At 69.5% G+C, this 18,734-nt stretch carries 18 protein-coding genes; 9 read left to right on the top strand and 9 right to left on the bottom strand.

All coding sequences use genetic code 11. The features are described 5' to 3' along the window. Positions 1 to 154: 154 nt before the first annotated feature. Both DFP88_RS08000 and DFP88_RS07995 read right to left on the bottom strand, forming a co-directional pair. Positions 155 to 1,054 (bottom strand): homocysteine S-methyltransferase family protein, encoded by a 900-nt coding sequence (locus DFP88_RS08000; RefSeq protein ID WP_110813906.1) that lies wholly within the window; start codon positions 1,052 to 1,054, stop codon positions 155 to 157. Further along, positions 1,051 to 2,298: a M20 metallopeptidase family protein gene (locus DFP88_RS07995; RefSeq protein WP_110813905.1), complete on the bottom strand. Its 1,248-nt coding sequence runs from the start codon at positions 2,296 to 2,298 to the stop codon at positions 1,051 to 1,053. Before DFP88_RS07995 ends, DFP88_RS08000 begins: the two co-directional genes overlap by 4 nt. An 88-nt stretch (positions 2,299 to 2,386) precedes the next feature. Between DFP88_RS07995 and DFP88_RS07990 the strand changes: the two genes are divergently transcribed. After that, positions 2,387 to 3,340 carry an NAD(P)-dependent oxidoreductase gene (locus tag DFP88_RS07990; RefSeq protein WP_110813904.1) on the top strand — a complete coding sequence of 318 codons (954 nt, stop codon included), beginning with the start codon at positions 2,387 to 2,389 and terminating at the stop codon, positions 3,338 to 3,340. Positions 3,341 to 3,362: 22 nt separating this feature from the next. Continuing rightward, complete coding sequence (locus DFP88_RS07985; protein WP_110813903.1) at positions 3,363 to 4,103, top strand: class II aldolase/adducin family protein; 741 nt, start codon at positions 3,363 to 3,365, stop codon at positions 4,101 to 4,103. Between the two features lie 41 nt (positions 4,104 to 4,144). On the opposite strand, the gene DFP88_RS07980 is transcribed toward DFP88_RS07985, so the two are convergent. From DFP88_RS07980 to DFP88_RS07965, 4 genes are read right to left on the bottom strand one after another with little or no spacing between them, the layout of a single operon-like run. Further along, positions 4,145 to 4,978, bottom strand: a complete 834-nt coding sequence (locus DFP88_RS07980) for an ABC transporter permease (RefSeq protein WP_110813902.1) — start codon at positions 4,976 to 4,978, stop codon at positions 4,145 to 4,147. A gap of 2 nt (positions 4,979 to 4,980) precedes the next feature. Next, on the bottom strand, positions 4,981 to 5,700 hold the full coding sequence (locus tag DFP88_RS07975; protein ID WP_110813901.1) for an ABC transporter permease: 720 nt from the start codon (positions 5,698 to 5,700) through the stop codon (positions 4,981 to 4,983). A 60-nt stretch (positions 5,701 to 5,760) separates the two neighbouring features. After that, positions 5,761 to 6,537, bottom strand: a complete 777-nt coding sequence (locus tag DFP88_RS07970) for a transporter substrate-binding domain-containing protein (RefSeq protein ID WP_110813900.1) — start codon at positions 6,535 to 6,537, stop codon at positions 5,761 to 5,763. A 59-nt stretch (positions 6,538 to 6,596) separates the two neighbouring features. Next, on the bottom strand, positions 6,597 to 7,364 hold the full coding sequence (locus tag DFP88_RS07965) for an ABC transporter ATP-binding protein (RefSeq protein WP_110813899.1): 768 nt from the start codon (positions 7,362 to 7,364) through the stop codon (positions 6,597 to 6,599). 142 nt (positions 7,365 to 7,506) lie between these two features. Between DFP88_RS07965 and DFP88_RS07960 the strand changes: the two genes are divergently transcribed. From DFP88_RS07960 to DFP88_RS07945, 4 genes are all read left to right on the top strand, one after another. After that, entirely contained in the window at positions 7,507 to 8,232 is a 726-nt protein-coding gene (locus tag DFP88_RS07960) for a TetR family transcriptional regulator C-terminal domain-containing protein (RefSeq protein ID WP_110813898.1), read from the top strand. A 22-nt stretch (positions 8,233 to 8,254) separates the two neighbouring features. Next, the gene (locus DFP88_RS07955) at positions 8,255 to 9,445 is read left to right on the top strand and encodes a pyridoxal phosphate-dependent aminotransferase (RefSeq protein ID WP_110813897.1); all 1,191 of its coding nucleotides are present in this window, start codon (positions 8,255 to 8,257) and stop codon (positions 9,443 to 9,445) included. Further along, entirely contained in the window at positions 9,445 to 10,788 is a 1,344-nt protein-coding gene (locus DFP88_RS07950; protein WP_110813896.1) for an NAD(P)/FAD-dependent oxidoreductase, read from the top strand. Before DFP88_RS07955 ends, DFP88_RS07950 begins: the two co-directional genes overlap by 1 nt. A 106-nt stretch (positions 10,789 to 10,894) precedes the next feature. Next, positions 10,895 to 11,866, top strand: a complete 972-nt coding sequence (locus DFP88_RS07945) for an ABC transporter substrate-binding protein (protein ID WP_342767701.1) — start codon at positions 10,895 to 10,897, stop codon at positions 11,864 to 11,866. A 92-nt stretch (positions 11,867 to 11,958) separates the two neighbouring features. Here DFP88_RS07945 and DFP88_RS07940 read toward each other — a convergent pair whose 3' ends face one another. The 3 genes from DFP88_RS07940 to DFP88_RS07930 form a co-directional block, all read right to left on the bottom strand. Then, complete coding sequence (locus tag DFP88_RS07940) at positions 11,959 to 12,372, bottom strand: VOC family protein (RefSeq protein WP_110813895.1); 414 nt, start codon at positions 12,370 to 12,372, stop codon at positions 11,959 to 11,961. A 79-nt stretch (positions 12,373 to 12,451) separates the two neighbouring features. Continuing rightward, positions 12,452 to 14,854, bottom strand: coding sequence for a sensor histidine kinase (locus DFP88_RS07935; protein ID WP_245904735.1), 2,403 nt, complete (start codon positions 14,852 to 14,854; stop codon positions 12,452 to 12,454). Then, positions 14,847 to 15,521: a response regulator transcription factor gene (locus tag DFP88_RS07930; RefSeq protein WP_110813894.1), complete on the bottom strand. Its 675-nt coding sequence runs from the start codon at positions 15,519 to 15,521 to the stop codon at positions 14,847 to 14,849. The genes DFP88_RS07935 and DFP88_RS07930 overlap by 8 nt, the downstream gene beginning before the upstream one ends. Before the next feature lie 164 nt (positions 15,522 to 15,685). On the opposite strand from DFP88_RS07930, the gene DFP88_RS07925 reads away from it, so the two are divergent. From DFP88_RS07925 to DFP88_RS07915, 3 genes are all read left to right on the top strand, one after another. Beyond that, positions 15,686 to 16,663 carry a Bug family tripartite tricarboxylate transporter substrate binding protein gene (locus tag DFP88_RS07925; protein WP_110813893.1) on the top strand — a complete coding sequence of 326 codons (978 nt, stop codon included), beginning with the start codon at positions 15,686 to 15,688 and terminating at the stop codon, positions 16,661 to 16,663. 82 nt (positions 16,664 to 16,745) lie between these two features. Then, complete coding sequence (locus DFP88_RS07920) at positions 16,746 to 17,216, top strand: tripartite tricarboxylate transporter TctB family protein (RefSeq protein ID WP_110813892.1); 471 nt, start codon at positions 16,746 to 16,748, stop codon at positions 17,214 to 17,216. Further along, complete coding sequence (locus DFP88_RS07915) at positions 17,216 to 18,733, top strand: tripartite tricarboxylate transporter permease (protein WP_110813891.1); 1,518 nt, start codon at positions 17,216 to 17,218, stop codon at positions 18,731 to 18,733. Before DFP88_RS07920 ends, DFP88_RS07915 begins: the two co-directional genes overlap by 1 nt. The last annotated feature ends 1 nt before the right edge of the window (position 18,734 follow it).

Below are 18,734 nucleotides of genomic sequence, written 5' to 3'. Positions count from 1 at the left end.
CGGCGCCCACCGCGGCGCAGACAGGCCGCAGGGGCGGGACGGCAGGATAGCGGGTCTGCGCGGCGATGCTCCATCAATGGCATGATAGAGCGACAGGGCAGGATTCAAAGGAGCGCCCCGAGACGCCCCGGAAGGCGCCCCGTGGCGCGCCCCCTCAGGAGGCGGGCGCGAAGTGGGCGGACAGCTCGGCGATATGCGGCGAGTTAATGCCGCAGCATCCGCCGATCAGGCTTGCCCCCGCCGCGACCCAGCGATCCGCCCAGTCGAGGTAGCCGGTCGGCGTCAGATCGTCCCGCACCTTGGATAGCACCTCGTTCGCCGCCCCGTCCTCGTCCTGCGAGACGAGGGCATTGGCATAGACGCCGATCGGCACGGGCGCATCGCCCAGCGCCGCCCGGGCCGCGAGGATCGCGGGCTCCATCACCTCGGGCATGGAGCAGTTGAAGAGCAGGCCCTCGACGCCAAGCTCGCGGGCCAGCACCGCGGCCTCTTCCACGCTTTCGCCCGAGCGCAGGACGGGGGCGCGGTTCTCGGCGCCCACGCCGTCCTTGAGCGTGAAGGACAGCCACAGCGGCTTGCCGGTGCCGGCGGTCGCCTCGGCGATGGTGCGCGCCTCGTCCAGCGAGCTGAGCGTCTCGCCCAGCCAGAGGTCGACGTCCGCTGCCATGGAGCTCACCAGCGTCTGGAGGATCGGTGCGGCGACCTCCCGCGAGAAGTTCTCCGGCTGGTAGGAGCCGCAGACCGGCGGCAGGCAGCCGGCGACGCGGGCGCCGGGATGATCGGCCGCGGCGGCCTTGGCCAGCTGCGCGGCGCGGGCGGCAAGGGCCTGCCCCTCGGCGGCGAAGCGCGCCTCGCCCAGGTGGAAGGGCACGACGGCGTAGCTGTTGGTGGTGATCACCTGCGCCCCGGCTTCGAGGAAGGCGCGATGCGCGGCGTCGACCGCCTCGGGCGCCTCGATCAGCGCGAGCGCGGACCATTCGGGCTGGCGCAGCACCGCGCCGCAGCGCTGCAGCTCGCGGCTCATGCCGCCGTCGAGAAGGGTGATGCGGGTCATGATGCCTCCGTTTGGCTTGGCGCGCGGTCATCGCGGTCCGGGGCGAGAAGGTCAAGCGCAAGCCGGGCCATGGCCGTGGCGCCGGTGGGGATCGATCTCTCGTCCGGCTGGTAGTCTGAATTGTGCAGGCGGTCGTCTCGGCCCGGCTGGCCCGAGCCGACGTGGAACTGCAGGGTCGGCAGGATTTCGGAGAACCAGGCGAAATCCTCGGACCCGAAGTCCTCGCCCGGCACGATATGCGGCGGGGCGCTGAACTGAGCGGCAAAGCTGCGCTCGGCCTGCGCCAGCAGCCCCCCATCGTTCACCAGCGGCGGCACGCCCCGCACGTAGCTCACCTGCGCCTCGAGGCCCTGTGCCCGCGCAACGCTGCCGCAGATCTCGCGGAAGGCCGCCTCGGCCATGTCGCGCGTCGCCGCCGTGCGGCAGCGGACAGTGCCGATGAAGCTGCAGGTATCGGGGATGATGTTCTCGGTGAAACCGCCAGAGATCTGCCCGACGGTCAGCACCAGCGGATCGGCCGGCCTCATCCGGCGCGAGACGATCGTCTGAAGCTGCGTGATCATGTAGGCGGCGCCGACGATCGGGTCGGCGGCCTGGTCAGGCCGGGCGGCATGCCCCGACTTGCCGGTGACGGTCACGCTGAACTCATCGCTCGAGGCGGTGCCCGATCCACGGACCAGCCGCAGCTCTCCGGCCGCGAGGTCCGGCTGGTTGTGGAACGACACGGCCATGTCCGCGCCCTGCGCCACGCCATCGGCGATCATCGCGGCGGCCCCGCTGTCCAGCGTCTCCTCGGCGGGCTGGAAGACGAGGCGCACCCGCCCCGCCAGATGCGGCGCGATACGAACGAGGGCCTCGGCCGCGCCGAGAAGGGCCGATGTGTGGATGTCGTGGCCGCAGGCATGCATCTGCCCCGGCGTGGTCGAGGCATAGTCCAGCCCGGTCCGCTCCTCGATCGGCAGCGCGTCCATGTCGGCCCGCAGGATCAGGCAGGGACCCGGCGCGCCGCCCTCGATCTCGGCGACGACGCCGGTTCGCCCCACGCCGGACTGCACCGAAAGGCCCAGCGCCTCGAGGCCCTGCGCGACGACCCCGGCGGTACGATGCGTGTCGAAGCCGGTCTCGGGGTGGGCATGCAGGTCGCGGCGCAGGGCGACCAGCCGCGGCGTCGCGGCCTCGATCACCTGCTCGATCACCCGCGAGGGGTCGTTGGCAGCGGGCATGCGGGACGAATCGTCGGTCATCGGCTGTCACCTTTGGTGTCGTGCAATCGGCTGTGCATTTGTTATACACTCGTACAACTACTGTGAAGACGCATCGGATGGAGCCTGCATGGACCACTCTACGATCACCGGGGTCTACCTTAGCGAGACTCTCGACCTCGACGGCCTTTACGGCGATCTGCTGCGCGCGCAGGCGCCCGACATCACGGTGCTGCGCCCCGAAGAGGTGACGGACCCCGAGGCGATCTCCTTCGCGCTGTGCTGGCTGCCCGGCGCGGCGGCCTTCGATCCCTACCCGAACCTCAAGGTCGCCATGTCCATCGGCGCCGGCGTCGATGCGCTGCTGGCCCACCCCGGCCTGCGCGATGGCATGCGGGTGGCCCGCGTGCGCGATCCGCATCAGGCCGACCTGATGGCGGGCTTCGCGGTGCACGAGGTGCTGCATGACGAGCGCGGCTTCGGCCGCATGGCCGATTGCGCCCGCCGCGCCGAATGGCGGCCAGAGCCGATGCGCGCCCCCGAGGCCGCGACCGTCGCGGTCCTTGGCAACGGGACGATGGGCCGGGCCGTCGCGCGCGGCTGCGCCGCGCTCGGCTTCGACGTGCGGATCGCCTGCCGCAGCATCCCGGACGAGCCGATGGAGGGCGTCACCTACTGCGCCGGCGATGCGGGCATCGCCGAGGCGGCCGAGGGCGCCGATTACCTGATCAACGTGCTGCCGCTGACCGAGGCCACGCGGGACGTGCTGAACGCGGGTCTCTTCGCCCGCCTCGCGCCCGGCGCGCGGCTGATCCAGATCGGCCGGGGCGAGCACCTCGTCGAGGCCGACCTGACCGCGGCGCTGGACGGCGGGCAGCTGGCCGGCGCGACGCTCGACGTCTTCCGCGAGGAGCCGCTTCCGAAGGATCACCCCTTCTGGCAAGACGACCGGCTGCGCATCACGCCGCATGTGGCCAGCGACTCGATCCCCGAGATCGTCGTGGCGCAGGCGATCGAGACCGCCCGCGCGCTGCGCGACGGCACCCCCCTGACCTATGCCGTGGACCCCGCCCGCGGCTACTGACCCAAAAAGAAGGAGAGACCCCATGCCGATGAGCGATGCGGAACGCAAAACGCGCGAAGACCTTGCAGCCTGCTACCGGCTGGCCGCGCATTTCCGGCTGACCGACCTGATCTATACCCATATCACCGCCCGAGTGCCGGGCGAGGAGGGGCATTTCCTGATCAACCCCTACGGCCTGCGCTGGGAAGAGATCACCGCCTCCTCGCTGGTCAAGATCGACGTGGACGGCAACAAGGTCGAGGACAGCCCGCATGGCGTGAACCCCGCCGGTTTCACCATCCATTCGGCGATCCACCGCGCCAGCCACGAGGCAGCCTGGATCATGCACACCCATTCGCGGGCCGGCGTCGCCGTCTCGACGCTGGAGGAGGGGCTGCTGCCGCTCAACCAGATCGCGCTGCAGTTCTACGGCCAGATCTCCTACCACGACTACGAGGGCATCGCCCTCGACCTGAGCGAGCGGGACCGGCTGGTCGCCAGCCTCGGCGGCAACCCGGCACTGGTGCTGCGCAACCACGGGCTGCTGGCCACCGGGCCGACGGCGGCGGCGATGTTCAACACGATGTTCTACCTCGAGCGGGCCTGCGAGATTCAGGTCGCGACCCTCTCGATGGGACAGCCGCTGCGACAGGTGCCCGAGGACCTCGCCCGGCACGTCGCCGACCAGTACAAGGGCAGCATGGGCGAGGATGACGACGTGGCGCTGGAATGGGCCGCGCATCTGCGCCTGCTCGAGGACCTGCACCCGGACTACAGAGCCTGATCCGGTCCCGGGGCCGCCGGAGCATCCGGCGGCCCCGAGTTTCAGCCGTGCTGCGGAACCCGCGTCTCCATCCAGCGCAGGACGCCGATCAGCACCGCGCTCAGGCACAGGTAGACCGCGACGAGGAAGAGCAGCGGCTCGTAGGTCAGGAAGGTCGCCTGCCGGACCCGGGTGATGACGGCGTAAAGGTCGGTCACCGTGATCGTCGCGAGCAGCGGCGTCGACTTCAGTTGCAGGATAATCTCGCCCGACAGCGTCGGCAGCGCCCGGTACAGCGCGCGCGGGAACCAGACCCGGCGGAAGACCTTGCCGCGCGACATGCCGAAGGCACGCGCGGCCTCGAGCTCGCCATAGGGGACGCCCGCGAAGGCGCCGCGCATCACCTCGCCCTGGTAAGCGGCGAAGGAGATCGTGAGCGCGAAGAGGCCATAGGGCCAGGCCTGCCGCAGGTAGGGCCAGAGCCATGTCTCCCGCAGTTCGGGGAACTGCGCGAAGAGGGACCCGAGGCCGAAGTAGATCAGCCAGAGCTGAAGCAGCAGCGGCGTGCCGCGGATCACCGTGCAGAAGCCCAGCGCCAGCCAGCGCAGGGGGCGCGGGCCGATGACCTGCGCCACCCCCAGAGGCAGCGCGATCAGGAAGCCGAAGACGACGCTGGCGCCCAGCATCGCCAGCGTCATGCCCAGCCCGGCCCAGAGCCGCGGCAGGTAGGCCGGCAGCCAGCTCCAGTCCATCATCAGGACCATCGCGACGAGACCGGCAAGGGCGACAAGCGCCATGGCGATGCGGTGCGGCATCATCAGGCCGCGGACACCGCGGGCAAGGATGCGGGCGGGCGAGGCGGGGGTGGGCCGTGCGGGGATGTCGATATCGGGCATGATCAGCGCACCTCCGCGAGGCCGCGCCGGGCCCGTTTCTCGAACAGGCGCAGCCCGAGGTTCGAGACCAGCGTCAGCAGCAGGTAAAGCGCGCCGGCGGCGAGGAAGAACAGGAAATAGGCCCGCGTGGCCGAGGCCGCCTGCCGCGTCACCAGCGTCAGCTCCGAAAAGCCGATGACAGCGAGGAGGGCGGTGTCCTTGGTCGCGATCATCCACAGGTTCGCCATGCCCGGGATCGCATGCGGCGTCGCCGCCGGCAGCGTCACGCGGCGCAGCACCTTGAGCGGCGCCATGCCGAAGGCCTGCGCCGCCTCGATCTGGCCATGCGGCACGGCGCGGATCGCGCCGCGGATCACCTCGGTCGCGTAGCCGCCTTGAACGAGGCCGATCACCAGGATGCCCGCGGTCAGCCCGTCGATGTCGAAGCCGGAATAGCCCATCGCCTGCATCGCCCGGTTCGCGAGGTCGGTGCCGACGTAGTAGAACAGCAGCATCAGCACCAGTTCGGGGACGGCGCGGATAACGATGGTGTAGATCTCGGCTAGGTCGCGCGTCACCCGCCCGCCGTAAAGCTTGGCGACCGCGCCGCAAATCCCGATGGCCAGCCCCAGCAGGTAGCCGCCCGCGGCAAGCTGGATCGAGACGAGGAACCCCTCCAGAAGCGCGCCGCCCCAGCCCGGGGAGTCGAGGGCGAGCAGGCTGAAATCTATGCCGTCGAGCATCGAAACCTCATTGCCGTGGGACGAAGGGCCGGGCCCCGGTCAGGGGGCCCGGCAGACGGATCATTCGCCGTAGATGTCGAGGTCGCCGAAGTAGGGCGCGCTGATCTCTTCGTAGGTCCCGTCGGAGCGGATCTCGGCGATGGCGGCGTTCACCGTCTCGAGAAGCTCGGTGTCGTCCTTGCGCAGGCCGATGCCGACGCCGCGGCCCAGCACGTCGGGGTCGTTCTCGACCGCGCCGCGATACTCGCAGCAGGCCTGACCGGCCTCGCTGTCGATGAAGGGCTGCATCGCCAGCGTGTCGCCGACGACGGCGTCGATGCGCCCGGCGGCCAGATCCTGAAGCTCTTCGTCAAGGGTCTGGTAGATGCGCACGTCGGCGGCCGTCTCGGCGAAGTACTGCGCGACGTAGTTCTCCTGGATGGAGCCGGACTGCGCGCCGAGATAGGCGCCCGTGACGCCCTCGGGCGTCGGCTGCACGTCGGTCGAGGCCAGCGCGACGACGCCGGTGGGGGTGTCGTAGTACTTGTCCGAGAAGGCGATCTGCTCGGCCCGCTCGGGCGTGATGCCCATGGAGCCGATGATCATGTCGATCTTGCCGGTGTTCAGGGCCGGGATGATCCCCTCCCAGGCGACGGGGGTGACGACGCATTCGGCGCCGATCCGGTCGCAGACCGCGTTCATGAAGTCGATCTCCCAGCCGCTCCAGGCGCCCGAGGCATCGGGGGCGTAGAAGGGCGGATAGGGCTCAGCCGAGATGCCGACGTTGTAGGTCTGGGCCATGGCGGGACCGGCCAGCGCGGCGGCGGCGGTCAGCGAGAGGGCGAGGGTCTTGATCATGAAGTCTCCTTCTCCGTGGTGAGGGATGCGGTCGCAGGGGCGCCGGGCGGCAAAAGCCGTCAGGCGACCGAGCGGATGAACTGTTGCAGGTGGGGCGAGCGGGGGGCGCCGAAGATCTGCTCGGGCGGGCCCTCCTCCTCGATCCGGCCGTCGCGCAGGAAGATCACGTGGGTTGCGACGTCGCGGGCGAAGGCCATCTCGTGGGTCACGAGGATCATCGTCCGCTTCTCGCTGGCGAGGTCGCGGATCACCGAGAGCACCTCGTTCACCAGCTCGGGATCGAGGGCGGAGGTTGGCTCGTCGAAAAGCATCGCGGTCGGCTCCACCGCGAGGACGCGGGCGATGGCGCAGCGCTGCTGCTGCCCGCCAGACAGCTGCGCCGGCCAGGCGTCGCGCTTGTCGCCAAGGCCCACACGCTCGAGCACGGCGATGGCGCGGGCCTCGGCCTCGGCGCGCTTCACGCCCAGGACGTGGATCGGCACCTCTGTCACGTTGCCCAGAACGGTGCGGTGCGGCCAGAGGTTGAAGGACTGGAACACCATGCCGAGGTGCGCGCGGATGCGCTGCACCTGCTTGCGGTTCGCGGGCTCCATCTCGCCGCGGACGGAGCGCATCTCGTAGGCCTCGCCCTTGATGCTGATGCGCCCGGCGCTCGGCGTCTCGAGCAGGTTGATGCAGCGCAGCATCGTCGACTTGCCGGAGCCGGAGCCGCCGATCACCGCCACGACATCGCCGGGCCGGGCGGTCAGGGAGACCCCCTTGAGCACCTCGACGGTGCCGAAGCGCTTGTGAAGATCCTCCACCTGGATGGCTGGCTGGTCGGTCATTGCCTCTCCCGCAGCAGTCGCACCGTCCAAGCGGCGCGCCTCTTGTTTTTTTTCGTCTGTTATACGACTGTATAAAGAACGAGGCCGACAAAGCAAATCAGCCGGGAATATCTACCCGTCCGCCCCAGGAGAGAAAAGCGCGATGGTCAATAAACCGGCACAGCGCCCCCAGAATGAGCAACTGCACAGCCCAAAGGCCGTCACGCCGACGCGCAAGAGCTTTCAGCGCCTCGCGGATGCCGACCGGCGCCGCGCGCTTCTGGAGGCGACGCTGGACTGCATCGGCGAGGCCGGGGCAAGCGGCGCCAGCGCGCGCCGCATCGCCGAGCGTGCCGGCGTGACCGCCGGGCTGATCCGTCACCACTTCGGCTCCATGGACGAGATGGTGCGCCAGGCCTACGCCCACCTGATGACGCAGCTCACCTCCGAGGCGGCAGAGGCCGCACGGGCCGGCGGCGACAGCCCAGAGGCGGCCCTCGCCCGCTTTGTCGCGGCCAACGTGATGCAGCCGAACCTCTCGCCCCGGAAGGTGTCGCTCTGGGCGACCTTCATCGGACGGGTCGACGGGGAGGCGGGCTATTCCGTCATCCACCGCGACAGCTACCGCGAGTTCCTCGAGGTGCTGACGCGGCTGATCCACCCAGTCCTCGTCAAGCACGGCCGCCCGAGCAGCCCCGAGGCCTGCCGCAGCCTCGCCATCGCCCTGAACGGGCTGATCGACGGGCTCTGGCTGGAAGGATCGCTCGACCACGGCCTTTACGACCCGCACCGCCTGCCGGGCATCGCCCTCAGCGCCGCCGAGGGGCTGCTGCGGCTGCCCGACACCGCCCTGCTGCGCCACCTGACCGACCTGCCGCCGCAGGACTGACCGACCCCAGAAAGGACCCGCCATGCGCTATGCCGCGATCACCGACCGTCTTTACGACCTTGGCGGCGACAAATGGGCCGTTCACAACGCCGCCCGCGCCCGCACCGAGGCCGGCGAGACCGTCACCGACCTGACCATCGGAGAGCCGGACATCACGCCCGATCCCGCGCTGGTCGAGACCTGCATCACCGCACTGCGCGCCGGGCGCACCCGATATTCCAACGGTCAGGGAGAGCCGGGGCTGGTCGATGCGCTGGTCGAGCGCTACCGCCCGCGCCACCCGGAGATCACGGCGGACAACGTGCTGTGTTTTCCCGGCACGCAGACGGCCCTTTATGCCGTCTTCACCGCGCTGACCGGGTCCGGCGACGGCGTGCTGATCGGCGATCCCTATTACGCCACCTACGAGGGCGTGGTGCAGGCCACCGGCGCCCACGTCCAGCCGGTGCCGCTGCGGATCGAGGCCGGCTTCGAGATGCGGCCCGAGGATCTGCGCGCCGCCGTCACCCCGGACAGCCGCGTCTTGCTGCTGAACACGCCGCACAATCCCACCGGCGCGGTGCTGCGCCGCGAGACGCTCGAGGCGCTGGGCGACATCTGCATCGAGAACGACCTCTGGATCGTCTGCGACGAGGTCTACGAGGCGCTGATCTTCGAGGGCAGCTTTGCCTCCCCCCTCGAGATCGCGCGCCTGCGCGAACGCACGGTCGTCGTCTCCTCGATCTCCAAAAGCCATGCCGCCACCGGCTTCCGCAGCGGCTGGTCGATCGGCCCGGCGGCGTTTTCGCGCCGGCTGCTGCCCATCTCGGAGGTGATGCTCTTCGGCAACCAGCCCTTCATCGCCGACATGACCGAGGCGGCGCTGCGCGGGGCCTACCCGACCTCGGCCCTCCTGCGAGAGGCGCTGGGCCGCCGTGCGCGGCTGGTGCACGAGCGGGTGCAGGCGATCCCGGCGCTGTCCTCGGCGATGCCGGCGGGCGGCATGTTCACGATGATCGACGTGGCGCAGACCGGGATGGACGGCGAGGCCTTCGCCTGGCGCCTGCTGGAAGAGCACGGCATCGCCGTCATGCCCGGCAGCGCCTTCGGCGAGGGCGGCGGCAGCCTGATCCGGGTGGCGTTGACCGTGCCGGACGATGTGCTGCTCGAGGCGGTCGAGAGCATGGCGATCCTGTCGCGGGCCGCAGCGCCCACAGAAACGGGAGCCGCGTGATGAGTTTTCCGATTTCGGAGGCCCAGCCGATCGAGCATGCCGCCGCCCTGCCGGCGGAATGCGATGTCGTCGTGGTCGGCGGCGGGGTGATCGGCGTGACCGCCGCGCTCTTCCTGCGCCGCAAGGGGCTGCGCGTCACCCTGCTGGAAAAGGGCCGCATCGCGGGCGAGCAATCCTCGCGCAACTGGGGCTGGATCCGGCAGCAGGGCCGCGACCCGGACGAGCTGCCGATCTCGACCGAGGCGATCGCGCTGTGGAAACAGCTCTCCGCGGAGTGCGGCGAGGATATCGGCCTCGCGCCCGGCGGGACGACCTACATCGCCCATAGCCAGGCCGAGCTGGCAGAGTTCGAGGACTGGCTGCCCCATGCCAAGGCGCAGGGCGTGGATACCACCATGCTGAGTGCCGCCGAGACCGAGGCGCTGATCCCCGGCATGACGGGCAAGCCGCTGGGCGCGATGCGCACCCCCTCGGACATGCGCGGCGAGCCATGGAAGGCCGTGCCCGCCCTCGCCCGCCTTGCCGCCCGCGAAGGCGTGCTGATCCGCGAGGGCTGCGCGGTGCGGGGCCTCGAGGTCGAGGCCGGGCGCATCGCCGGCGTCGCGACAGAGGCCGGGCGCCTGCGCGCGCCGCAGGTGCTGGTGGCCGGCGGCGCCTGGTCCTCGCTGCTGCTGCGGCAGGCCGGCATCCGCATCCCGCAGCTGGCCGTGCGCGGCACCGTCGCGGCGACCGGGCCGCTGCCCGAGATCCACGCCGGTGCCGCCACGGATGCCCGCATCGCCTTTCGCCGCCGGCAGGACGGCGGCTACACGCTAGGCCCCGCGGGCTTTCACGAGGCCTACATGGGCCGCGACCTGCTGCGCCACATGCGCGCCTACCTCGCCACCTGGCGGACCGATCCCTTCGGCACGCGGCCTCGCCTTGCGGCCCCCGCCGGGTTCCCCGACGCCTGGCGCACCCCGCGCCGCTTCGGCCCCGACGAGGTCACACCCTTCGAGCGGATGCGCGTGCTGAACCCGGCGCCGAACGCCCGCGCCGCGGCGGCGATGCAGCGCAACTTCGCCGCGCTCTTCCCGCAGCTTGGCCCGATCACGCTGCGCGCGGCCTGGGCCGGGATGATCGACGCGATGCCCGACGTGGTGCCCATCGCCTCGCGCTGCGAGGCGCTGGAGGGGCTGACCATCGGCACGGGCATGTCGGCGCATGGCTTCGGCATCGGGCCGGGCTTCGGGCGGGTGCTGGCGGACCTCGTCGCAGGGGACCCGCCGGGTCACGATCTGTCGCGCTTCCGCTTCTCGCGCTTCACCGACGGCAGCCCGATCCGGCCCGGCCCGGCGCTCTAGCCCCCCGGGCTGCGGCGGGCGTGGCGGCAGCGCATGCCCGCCGCATTGGTCTTTGTCGTTCCAATGCGCTATAGGGTCGCGATTGAAACAACAGAGAGCCTTGCCAATGATGAAACGAGCCCTTTCCGTCGCGGTCCTGGCGGCCGCTGCGCCCAGCGTCGCTGCCGCAGAGTGCGGTGAAGTCAGCATCACCGAGATGAGCTTCTCCTCCGCCATCATCACGACGGAGATCGCGTCGTTCCTCATGCAGAACGGCTACGGCTGCGAGGTCACGCGGGTGCCCTCGGACACGATCCCGGCCCTGACCTCGCTGTCCGAGAACGGCGATCCGGACATCGTCACCGAGCTTTGGGTGAACTCCGCCGGGGCCGTCTACGACCGGCTGAAGGCCGACGGCGTGATCACCGATCTCGCCGAGGTGCTCGAGCCGGGCGGCATCGAAGCCTGGTGGATCCCGACCTACCTCGCCGAAGAGCACCCCGAGCTGACGACGATCCAGGGGATCATCGACAACCCGGATCTGGTCGGCAACCGCTTCAACAACTGCCCCTCGGGCGGCTGGGTCTGCTCGACCATCAACCGCAACATCGCGCGCGCCTACGGCCTTGAAGAGGCCGGGATCGAGGTCTTCGATCACGGCAGCGGCGAGACGCTGGCCGCCTCGCTGGCCGCCGCCTACGAGAACGAGGAGCCCTGGTTCGGCTACTACTGGGAGCCGACCGCTCTGATGGGCCGCCTCGACATGACCATGGTCGATATCGGCGGGGTCGATCTCGAGGCGCATGAGGGCAACCTCGACGAGAATGTCGCCGACCCGCAGCCCAGCGCCTATCCCCCGAGCCTGGTCTATACCGTCGCGACCACCGAGTTCGTCGAAGCGAACCCCGAGGTCGCCGAGATGATCGGCAACGTCAGCTTCGGCACCGACGAGATGAGCGCCCTGCTCGCCTGGCGCGACGAGAACAACGCGACCACCGAAGAGGCCGCGGTGCACTTCCTGACGACCAACACCGACACCTGGTCGCAGTGGCTGAACGAGGATGCGCGCACCCGTCTGGCCGCCGTTCTGGGCCAGTAAGCCGCCGGGGCGCCGTAGGTGCCCGGACCTTGACGACACGACCCGCGACCGGCCCCCTGCGGCCGGTCGCGGCATATCGAAGGGTTGCCCGGCTAGGCGGCGAAGAGGCCGTCGAAGTCCCGAAAACCCTTGATCTCGATCGGATTACCCGAAGGGTCGAAGAAGAACATCGTCCGCTGCTCCCCCGGCTCTCCCTCGAAGCGGACGACCGGCGGGATGTCGAAGGCCACGCCCGCCTCCTGCAGCCGGTCTGCCAGCGCAAGCCAGTCCTCCAGCCGCAGGACGGCGCCGATATGCGGCATCATCACCATGTGATCGCCCACCTTCCCCGTCCGCGTCGTCGCGAAGGGCGTGCCGAGGTGCAGCGAGAGCTGGTGCGAGAAGAAGTCGAAATCGACCCATGTCTCGGCAGAGCGGCCCTCGCGGCAGCCCAGAACGCCGCCGTAGAAGGCGCACGCCTCGTCGAGATCGGTGACATGGATGGCAAGGTGAAAGAGCGACTGCATGGCGGTCTCCGGCCCGGGTGCATGTGACCCGCGATGGTAGGGCGACGCCCGGCGCAGGGCGATAGCCAAGGCCGGGCGCTCACCGCCCCAGCGACGCCTCCCAGGCCGAGAGGAAGTCGCGCTGCTTCAGCGCGTCTAGGTAGGTCAGCAGACCGGGTGTCAGCCTGATCGGCAGGAAGGTTCCGCTGCGGGCCCGCATCTCGGGGCCGATGGGCGGCGGGATCGCCTGCTCCGGGCTGAGGGGAATGAGCGGCGTCTGCTCCGCGATGATGCCCTGCCCTTCGCGCGAGAGCAGGAAGGCGATGAAGAGCGCCGCCACCTCTGGCTGGCGCGCGGCCGCGGGGACGAAGGCGGTCCGCGTCATCACGAGGTTGTAGTCGTCGAAGAAATGCAGGCCGAGATGCGGCTCTGCCTCGATCTGCGCCGCCGCGTAGGAGCCGATGGTATTGAAGGCGAAGGCCAGTTCCCCCCGCGCCGTCGCCTCGACCATCTGCGAGGTGCAGCAGTAGGTCTTGAGGTCGGCGCGGCCGAGAACCTCGAAGAGGCGCAGCATCTGCGGACCCTGAAGGCCGTCCTGCGAGGCGAAGAGGTAGCCGATGCCGGATTGCGCGATGTCGTAGGTCCCGATGCGGCCGCGGAAGCGGTCCTCGTTCTCGCGGACGAAGGTCGCGAGATCGCGGTGGGACGCGGGCAGCTCCTCTCGCGAGATCGCGCGGGTGTCGTAGACGATCACCGCCGGCTCGAAGGTGAAGCCGAAAAGCTCGGACCGCCAGACGGCCCAGGAGGGGGACTCGGTCTGGAACGGCAGCTGGAGGCGCCGGGCGAGACCGCGATTGACCAGATCGACCTGCAGATCCATGGCCGAGGAAATGACGAGGTCCGGCCCCGGCCCCTCTGCCTCCCGCAGCATCGCGCGGTAAAGATCGAGGGTCTGGTATTCTACGTAGTCGACCTCGACGCCGGGGGTGCGGGCCTCGAAGGCCTCGATCAGGGGGCGCATCGCCGCGGTATCGGTCGCGCTGTGGATCACCAGCGCCTCCGCCCGCGCCGCGCCGCCGCCGGAGACCAGCGGCCAGAGCGCCAGCAGGAGAACGGCCAGAAGCCGCTTGAAGATCAGTGTCACGCAGAGTCCTCCCAAGGGGGAACGCCCGAGCCGCAGCTCTGCCCCGTGGCCATCCGTCACCGCCTTCACGATCGACAGCCCGAGGCCCGAGCCGGTGGAGTTCTGGGACAGGGAGGTGAACCGCTCGGTCGCCCGCGGCAGGTCCGCCTCCGCGATGCCGGGACCGGCGTCCTCGACGCTCAGCACCAGCGCCTCGTTCGATGCGACGAGCGAGATCGTTATCGTGTTGTCTGGCGGGCCGTGGCGAACGGCATTCTCGATCAGGTTGCGCAGCGCCTCGCGGATCGAGACCGCGTCGCCGAGGACAATGTCCCCGCCCGGCTCGATCCCCTCGTCGACGAAGGAGAGCGAGATATGCCGCATGCGGCTGTCGCGCAGCGTCTGGGCAAGGGTGTCGCGCACCAGCGGCTTCAGGGCCAGCGGCTGCAGGCTCGACCTGTCGGAGCGGTGGATGACCATGGCATTGGCCAGAAGCTGGTTCGTCAGCCGCACCGTGCGCGTCGCCTGACGGTCCGCCTTGACCAGCCGGCTGCGCATCTGCTCGGGCGTTTCCGCATCGACGGCCAGCGACAGGTGCCCCTGCAGCGCCGAGAGCGAGGTGCGCGTCTGGTGGGCCACGTCGGCGATGAAGGTTTCGGTCAGCGCGCGGCTGCGGCTGAGGCGGGCGATGAAGCCGTTGATCGCATCGAACAGGCCCCGGATCTCGCGCGGCGGCGCCCCCCCGACCGCGCCGAGGTCGGCCGGCTCTCGCTGCGCGAGATCGGCAGCCACCTGCCGCAGCGGCGCCAGAGAGGTGCGGATCGCGACCCAGACGAAGCCCAGCCCGATGAGAGACAGCCCCGCCAGCCCGATCAGCCCGGCCACGAAGAAGGAGCGCTGCTCCGCGTCGCGCGCCTCGACGGTCTGGCCGACCTGCACCGCCACCCATTGCCGCCCCTCCGCGGTGGTGAGCTGCCGCGCCTGCAGCACGAAGCGGAAGACCGTGCCGGAAAAGGCCTGTTCGAAGAAGACGGGGGCGCCGGAGGGGGCGAGGCCCGGAGGCACGGGAAGCCCCTCCGTACCGGTCAGGGTCGGCCCGCCCGGCAGGAAGACCCGGTACTGCACCCGGTCGATGGGGTTGAGCGACAGGATCTCCATCGCCGAGTTCGGCAGATCGACCGTCGCCCCCTCGGGGCCGGCGGAGATGCGTTCGAGGATCGACAGCGCCGTGCCCGCCAGAAGCAGGTCCTGCGGCCGGTTCGCGGCGGCCCGCGCGTAGGTCCACAAAAGGGCCGAGATCAGCAGCAGCAGGATCGCGAATCCCGTGGCCATCGTCACCAGCAGCCGGCGCTGGAGCGAATGGCCGCCGCCCTCAGTCATCTTCGGCCAGATAGGCGATGTAGCCCAGGCCGCGCGCCGTCTTGATCACCAGCGGCGTGCCCTCGAGCTTGCGCCTGAGCCGCGTCACCAGCTGCTCGACGGCATTGAGGCTGGGCGCGTCCTCGAAGGTATAAAGCCTGTCGGCGACATCCTCCTTGGTCAGCATCCGGCCCATGTTGTCGATCATGATCTCCAGCAGCTGGATCTCCCGCGCGCGCATCCCGGTGTCGCGTCCATGGATCTTGGCCTGCTTGGCGGCGCGGTCGAAGACCAGCGGCCCGGCGGTGAAGACATTGCTGGCGTTGCCCGCGCGGCGGCGGGCCAGCACGCGGCAGCGGGCCGACAACTCGCGGAAATCGACGGGCTTGATCATGTAGTCGTCGGCCCCGGCATCGAGGCCGATCACCCGGTCGTCGATCTGGCTGCGCGCGGTCAGGATGATGACCGGCGTCTCGTCGAGGCGGTTGCGCAGGCTGCGCAGCACCTCGTAGCCGCTGCGCCCCGGCAGGTTCACGTCCAGCAGGACGATGTCGAACTTGAAGTGACGCAGAAGCTCGTTCGCCTCGTTGCCGTCGCGTTCGCGGTCAACGGAATGTCCCTCGGCCCGCAGCCGATCGATGATCGTCTCCGCCAGGTCGTCGTTGTCTTCCACGAGCAGCATCCGCATGGCCAAGATCTAGCAGCCCCGCCCTTCTCCGGGAAGCGACGGCATTCCGCGACAAGGCCGTGTCAGCGTCGTGTCAGTTTCGCGTCAGGGTCCGCTCAGCCTGCGTGGTGATACAGGCGCCAGCCGGGTGGAGGACCCGGTCTCGACATATTGGGAGGACATCCATGTCATTCGCACGTCTCGGCGCGACCACCCTCGTTGCCGCTACCGCCTTCGCCATGCCTGCCTTCGCGCAGAGCGAGATCGACTCTCCCGAATGCGTCGCCCCGGCCAACCCCGGCGGCGGCTTCGACCTGACCTGCCGCGTGGTGCAGACCGGGCTCGAGCCGCATGTGAGCGAGCCGATCCAGGTGACCTTCATGCCCGGCGGCATCGGCGCCGTGGCCTATAACCTGTTCAACACCACCCGCACCGACGACGGCTCGGCCATCGTCGCCTTCTCGACCGGCTCGCTTCTGAACATCGTCACCGGCAAGTACGGCGCCTTCGACGAGACCGACGTGCGCTGGGTCGGCACCGCCGGCGCCGATTTCGGCGCCATCGTCGTGCGCGCCGACAGCGAGTACGAGGATCTGAGCCAGCTGATGGACGATTTCTCGTCCGACCCGTCTTCGGTCGTCGTGGGCGCCGGCGGCTCTGTCGGCTCGCAGGACTGGATGAAGGGCGCGCTGCTCCTGCGCGAGGCCGACGCCTCGCCGATGGACATGCGCTACGTCGCCTTCGACGGCGGCGGCGATGCCATCGCGGCGCTGCTCGGCGGCTCCATCGAGGTCTACATGGGCGATGTCGGCGAGATGGTCCCGCACCTCGAGTCCGGCCAGATGCGCATCCTTGGCGTGATGTCGCCCGAGCGTCTCGAGGCGCCCTTCGCCGAGATCCCGACCGCGATGGAGCAGGGCTACGACGTCGAATGGACGATCCTGCGCGGCTTCTACATGGGCGGCGAGGTTTCGGACGCGGACTACCAGGCCTGGGTCGATGCCTTCGAGGCGGCCTATGCCACCGAGGAGTTCGCCGCCGTTCAGGCCGAGCGTGGCCTGCTGCCGCTCAACATGGCGGGCGACGAGCTTCAGGCCTCCATCGAGGAGCGCGTGCAGAACCTGCGCGAGATCGCGACCGAGGTCGGCCTGCTCTCCAACTGATAGCACGCCTGGCCCGGCCCCTCTTTCGCAGAGGCGGCCGGGCCTTTTTTCGTCCCACCCCATCGATACGAGGAGACCGCTCATGGTCGATCGCATTTTTGCCGGGGTGCTTCTGATCGTGACGCTGGCCTACGCGGTCATCGCATTCACCGCCATCAAAGCCCCCTTCCAATACGATCCGCTCGGCCCGGAAAGCTGGCCGCAGATCCTGTCGCTGGTCGCCATGGCCTGCCTTCTCGTGATCCTGTGGAGGCCCGACGCGACGGAGATGGGCGTGGCGTGCAAGACCTGGTTCCGCCTGGGCGCCACGGTCCTCATGCTCTGCGCCTATTCCGAGCTTTACGAGCCGCTGGGCTTCGTGCTGGCGACGATCCTCTTCGGCACCGCGCTCTGCGCCATGCTCGGGGCGGGCCTTGTCCGGTCCATCGTCTTCGGATTCGCCGCCGGTATCGGCGGCTACCTGCTGTGCGTGACGCTGCTCGATCTGAACCTGCCCGAGGGTGAGTTGATCGAAGCGATCATGGATGCCACCGCCCAGGAAGGAGCCTCCTGATGGATGCCGTCTTCACCGGCCTTGCGACCGGCTTTGGTGTCGCCCTCGACCCGTTCAACCTGTTCCTCGTTCTGGCGGGCTGCTTCGCCGGCACGCTGATCGGCGCCCTGCCCGGCCTCGGGCCGATCAACGGCGTCGCGATCCTGCTGCCTATCGCCTACGGGCTGGGCTTCGGCCCCGAATCCGCGCTGATCCTGCTGGCGGGCATCTACTACGGCGCCGAATACGGCGGGCGCATCTCCTCGATCCTGCTGAACGTGCCGGGAGACGCGGGAGCGGTGATGACCACGCTCGACGGCAACCCCATGGCCCGGAAGGGCGAGGCGGGGCGCGCCCTCTCGCTCTCGGCGGTGGCCTCCTTCGTCGGCGGCACCTTCGCGGTGATCCTGATGTCGCTCTTCGCGCCGCTGCTGGCCAGTTTCGCGGTCACCTTCTCGCCCGCGAACTACGTCGCGCTGATGGTCTTCGCCTTCGCCTCGCTCGCCTCGCTCGTGGGCAAGAGCACGGTGAAGACGCTGCTGGGCGCCGTGATCGGCCTGATGCTGGCGACCATCGGCATCGACGCCAATACCGGCGTGCCGCGCTTCACCTTCGGGATTCCCGACATCCTCGCGGGCATCGACTTCCTGATCGTCGTCGTCGGCCTCTTCGGCATGGCCGAGCTTCTGACGCTGGTCGAGCATCAGGTCTCGGGCAAGCTCAAGTCCCTGCCCGTCGACAAGAGCTTCGTGCGCATGGCCGATCTCGCCAAGTGCAAGTGGACCATCGTGCGCTCCTCGATCCTCGGCTTCTTCATCGGCATCCTGCCCGGCACCGGCGCCTCCGTCGCCTCGGCCGTGGCCTATGGCACGGAAAAGCGGATCTCGGACTCCGAGAAGACCTTCGGCACCGGCGACGTGCGCGGCCTTGCCGCGCCCGAGGCCGCCAACAACGCCGCCGCCGGCGGTGCGATGGTGCCGATGCTGACGCTGGGCATCCCCGGCTCGGGCACCACGGCGATCCTTCTGGGCGCGCTGCTGATGTTCAACATCCAGCCCGGTCCGATGATGTTCACCCAGCGGCCCGACGTGGCCTGGGGCCTGATCGCCTCGATGTACATCGGCAACGTCGCGCTGCTGGTCATCAACCTGCCGCTGGTGGGCCTCTTCGCCCGGATGCTGACGATCCCGCAGCACTACCTGACGCCGCTGATCGCGATCCTCGCCTTCATCGGGATCTACACGATCGTCGGCAATCCCTTCGACCTGCTGCTGATCACCGGCCTGGGCGTCTTCGGATGGATCCTGCGCAAGCTGGACTTCAGCCTCGCGCCGGTGATCCTCGGCTTCGTGCTTGGCAGCCTGTTCGAGAACAACCTGCGCCGGGCGCTGTCGATCTCGGGCGGGGACTGGGGCATCCTGCTGCAGGACTACAAGAGCATCGTGCTCTACGCCCTCGCGCTGATCGTCGTGGTGGCGCCGATCTGGCTCTCCCGCCGGGCGCGCGCCATGGAAGGCGATGCGGACCCCAGGGGCTGAC

It is taken from the genome of Pseudoroseicyclus aestuarii, from assembly GCF_003217255.1.
In the GTDB taxonomy this organism is placed as follows: domain Bacteria; phylum Pseudomonadota; class Alphaproteobacteria; order Rhodobacterales; family Rhodobacteraceae; genus Pseudoroseicyclus; species Pseudoroseicyclus aestuarii.
This window is presented reverse-complemented; position numbering and strand designations above follow the sequence as displayed.

Bases quoted from the DNA above. Each gene is read 5' to 3' on its own strand.
- DFP88_RS08000 (WP_110813906.1), bottom strand. From the start codon at position 1,054: ATGACCCGCATCACCCTTCTCGACGGCGGCATGAGCCGCGAGCTGCAG.
- DFP88_RS07990 (WP_110813904.1), top strand. From the start codon at position 2,387: ATGGACCACTCTACGATCACCGGGGTCTACCTTAGCGAGACTCTCGAC.
- DFP88_RS07995 (WP_110813905.1), bottom strand. From the start codon at position 2,298: ATGACCGACGATTCGTCCCGCATGCCCGCTGCCAACGACCCCTCGCGG.
- DFP88_RS07965 (WP_110813899.1), bottom strand. From the start codon at position 7,364: ATGACCGACCAGCCAGCCATCCAGGTGGAGGATCTTCACAAGCGCTTC.
- DFP88_RS07920 (WP_110813892.1), top strand. From the start codon at position 16,746: ATGGTCGATCGCATTTTTGCCGGGGTGCTTCTGATCGTGACGCTGGCC.
- DFP88_RS07930 (WP_110813894.1), bottom strand. From the start codon at position 15,521: ATGCGGATGCTGCTCGTGGAAGACAACGACGACCTGGCGGAGACGATC.
- DFP88_RS07985 (WP_110813903.1), top strand. From the start codon at position 3,363: ATGCCGATGAGCGATGCGGAACGCAAAACGCGCGAAGACCTTGCAGCC.
- DFP88_RS07915 (WP_110813891.1), top strand. From the start codon at position 17,216: ATGGATGCCGTCTTCACCGGCCTTGCGACCGGCTTTGGTGTCGCCCTC.
- DFP88_RS07975 (WP_110813901.1), bottom strand. From the start codon at position 5,700: ATGCTCGACGGCATAGATTTCAGCCTGCTCGCCCTCGACTCCCCGGGC.
- DFP88_RS07925 (WP_110813893.1), top strand. From the start codon at position 15,686: ATGTCATTCGCACGTCTCGGCGCGACCACCCTCGTTGCCGCTACCGCC.
- DFP88_RS07945 (WP_342767701.1), top strand. From the start codon at position 10,895: ATGATGAAACGAGCCCTTTCCGTCGCGGTCCTGGCGGCCGCTGCGCCC.
- DFP88_RS07935 (WP_245904735.1), bottom strand. From the start codon at position 14,854: ATGACTGAGGGCGGCGGCCATTCGCTCCAGCGCCGGCTGCTGGTGACG.
- DFP88_RS07940 (WP_110813895.1), bottom strand. From the start codon at position 12,372: ATGCAGTCGCTCTTTCACCTTGCCATCCATGTCACCGATCTCGACGAG.
- DFP88_RS07960 (WP_110813898.1), top strand. From the start codon at position 7,507: ATGGTCAATAAACCGGCACAGCGCCCCCAGAATGAGCAACTGCACAGC.
- DFP88_RS07980 (WP_110813902.1), bottom strand. From the start codon at position 4,978: ATGCCCGATATCGACATCCCCGCACGGCCCACCCCCGCCTCGCCCGCC.
- DFP88_RS07970 (WP_110813900.1), bottom strand. From the start codon at position 6,537: ATGATCAAGACCCTCGCCCTCTCGCTGACCGCCGCCGCCGCGCTGGCC.
- DFP88_RS07950 (WP_110813896.1), top strand. From the start codon at position 9,445: ATGAGTTTTCCGATTTCGGAGGCCCAGCCGATCGAGCATGCCGCCGCC.
- DFP88_RS07955 (WP_110813897.1), top strand. From the start codon at position 8,255: ATGCGCTATGCCGCGATCACCGACCGTCTTTACGACCTTGGCGGCGAC.